This is a genomic window from Thauera sp. 63 (genome assembly GCF_000310165.2).
GTDB classification, from domain to species: domain Bacteria; phylum Pseudomonadota; class Gammaproteobacteria; order Burkholderiales; family Rhodocyclaceae; genus Thauera; species Thauera humireducens.
Genome location: NZ_AMXC01000066.1, coordinates 1 through 2,695, shown reverse-complemented (window position 1 = coordinate 2,695; position 2,695 = coordinate 1). Strand labels below are relative to the sequence as shown.

At 68.9% G+C, this 2,695-nt stretch carries 2 protein-coding genes; both read left to right on the top strand.

The annotated features are described in order from the left end of the window. Positions 1–250 precede the first annotated feature (250 nt). Positions 251–1,777 (top strand): IS21 family transposase, encoded by a 1,527-nt coding sequence (gene istA / locus C664_RS19885; RefSeq protein WP_004257771.1) that lies wholly within the window; start codon positions 251–253, stop codon positions 1,775–1,777. A 42-nt stretch (positions 1,778–1,819) separates the two neighbouring features. Beyond that, on the top strand, positions 1,820–2,608 hold the full coding sequence (gene istB, locus C664_RS19880) for an IS21-like element helper ATPase IstB (protein ID WP_004257767.1): 789 nt from the start codon (positions 1,820–1,822) through the stop codon (positions 2,606–2,608). Positions 2,609–2,695: the final 87 nt, after the last annotated feature.

Below are 2,695 nucleotides of genomic sequence, written 5' to 3'. Positions count from 1 at the left end.
TGTCACCGACCGGCACATTAGAGCCAGTTGATGATCGGCACAATGGAGCCACCGCGTGATCGGCACATTGAGGCCAGTCCGTGATCGGCATATAGGAGCCAGTCGCGGATCGGCACATAGAGGCCAGCGCCGGATCGGCGTAATGGAGCCACTTCCACTCTGACGGACGTCTCGACCTTGAACGGTCCCTCGCTACCCTGCTGCCTTTTTGTTTGGCAGGAGGTAGGCGGTGGCCCGCAGGAGCATCGAGATGTACGAGTACCGCCAGGCCCTGATGCGCATGCGCCAGGGCGACTCCGAGCGCGAGATCGCGCGCTCGAAACTGATGGGGCGCAGCAAGGCGGCCCGGTTCCGCGAGCTGGCTCGCGCCCAGGGTTGGCTCGATCCTGAGCGGCCTTTGCCCGAGGACGCCGAGATCGCCGCCGCGCTCGGGCGGCCGAAGTTGCCGGTGACGGCCCAGTCCTCGATTGCCGCGTACCGGCCGCTGGTCGAGCAGTGGCTTGCACAGGGCGTCTCCGGCGTGGTGATCCACACCACGCTCAAGCGCGAGCACGGTTTTACCGGGCACTACTCGAGCGTGCGCCGGCTGATCGCGCAGATCGGCCGCGAGCAGCTGCCCGAAACGACGGTGCGCCTCACCTTCGCACCGGGCGAGGCCGCGCAGGTGGACTTCGGCGCCGGCCCCCACCTGATCGATCCGGCGACGGGCGAGACCCGCCGCACGTGGGCGTTCGTGATGACGCTGTGTTTCTCGCGTCACCAGTACGTGGAGTTCGTCTGGGACCAGAGCGTGCGCACCTGGCTGGGCTGCCACCGTCGCGCCTTCGAGTGGTTCGGTGCCGTGCCCGCGCGGCTCATCATCGATAACGCCAAGTGCGCGATCACCCGCGCGTGCATGCACGACCCGCAGGTGCAGCGTGCCTACGCCGAGTGCGCCGAGGGATACGGCTTCCGGATCGACGCCTGCCCGCCGCACGACCCGCAGAAGAAGGGCATCGTCGAGGCCGGCGTCAAATACGTGAAGGGCAACTTCCTGCCCACGCGCAGCTTCCGTGATCTGGCCGATCTGAACGCGCAGGCGCGCGAGTGGGTGCTGAAGGAGGCCGGGCTGCGCATCCACGGCACCACCCGCGCGCGCCCGCTCGACACCTTCGCCCTCGAGCGCAGCACCTTGCTACCGCTGCCCGAAGTGCCGCCGGACCTGGGCACCTGGCATGCGGTGACGGTGCATCGCGACTGCCACGTCAGCTTCGAGCGCGCGCTGTACTCGGTGCCGTTCGCGCTGGTGGGCAAGGCGTTGTGGCTGCGGGCGACCGACGCCGTGGTCACCGTCTATCACGACTTCAAGCCCGTCGCCACGCATGCCCGCGCGCGGCGTCCCGGCGAGCGTCGCACCGTCTCCGATCATCTGCCACCGGCCGCCCAGCGCTTCTTCGCGCACGACCGCAGCTGGTGTCTGCAGCAGGCCCGCGAGATCGGCGACGCCTGCGCGCAGCTGATCGGGCAACTGCTCTCAGACCGCATCAGCGAGCGCCTGCGGGCTGCCCAGGGCGTTCTCGCGCTCAAGGGCCAGTACGGCGCCGCGCGCCTCGAGGCGGCGTGCGAGCGGGCCATCGCCCACGACAGCCCGCACTACCGCACCGTCAAGACCATCCTCGCCGGCGGTCACGACCTCGCCCCGGTGAGCACGATCACCCCCGAGCCCTACGCCGGCCGTGCCCGCTTCGCGCGCGCCACCGCGTCGCTGTTCGAAGACGACGGCCCCACGTTCCACTGACCCGGGCGCAGCGCGCGCCCACTTCACCCAAGGAGCCTCACCATGAACCCCGCCACCGAACTGGCGCCGCAGCTCAAGCAGTTGCGCCTCTCCGGCATCCTCGACTCGCTCGACGCCCGCAACCGCCAGGCCATCGATGCCAAGCTCGCCTACACGGAATTCCTCGCCCTGCTGATCCAGGACGAGATCGCGCGGCGCGAGCAGAAAAAGTTCGGCACCCGGCTGCGCCGTGCGGCCTTCCGCGCCACCAAGACCCTCGAAGGCTTCGAGTTCGACCGGCTGCCCTCGACCAACCGCGCCCTGGTCCATGACCTCGCGACCGGGCGCTACATCGACGAGCGCGCCCCGGTGCTGATCGTCGGCCCCTGCGGCACGGGCAAGAGCCATCTGGCGCAAGCGCTCGGGCACTGCGCCGTGCGTCAGGGGCACGACGTCATCTTCGCCTCTTGCGCGCAGTTGCTCGCCAGCCTGAACGCCGCGCGTGCGGTCGGCACCTATGAGCGCAAGCTGCAGCAACTGGCCCGCGTGCCGGTGCTCATCATCGACGACTTCGGCCTCAAGCCGCTTCGCGCGCCCGCCGACGAGGATCTGCACGACCTCATCGCCGAGCGCTACGAGCGCGCTGCCACCCTCGTCACCAGCAACCTCGACTTCACCGAGTGGGATCAGGCCTTCCCCGGCAACCGGCTGCTCGCCTCGGCCACCGTCGACCGGCTGCGCCACAACGCCTATTGCCTCACGCTCGACGGGGCCTCTTACCGCGCCCCGCGACAGGGGCCGAATCGGGCGAAAAACGCCCTTGCCAGCACCCCGAAAAACATCGATTCTTGACCCCCCAACGACGTCCGTCAGAGCCCGGTTCGAGTGGCTTCTATATGCCGATCATCGGTGGCTCTATTGTGGCGGTCAGTGACAGTG

Bases quoted from the DNA above. Each gene is read 5' to 3' on its own strand.
- istA (WP_004257771.1), top strand. From the start codon at position 251: ATGTACGAGTACCGCCAGGCCCTGATGCGCATGCGCCAGGGCGACTCC.
- istB (WP_004257767.1), top strand. From the start codon at position 1,820: ATGAACCCCGCCACCGAACTGGCGCCGCAGCTCAAGCAGTTGCGCCTC.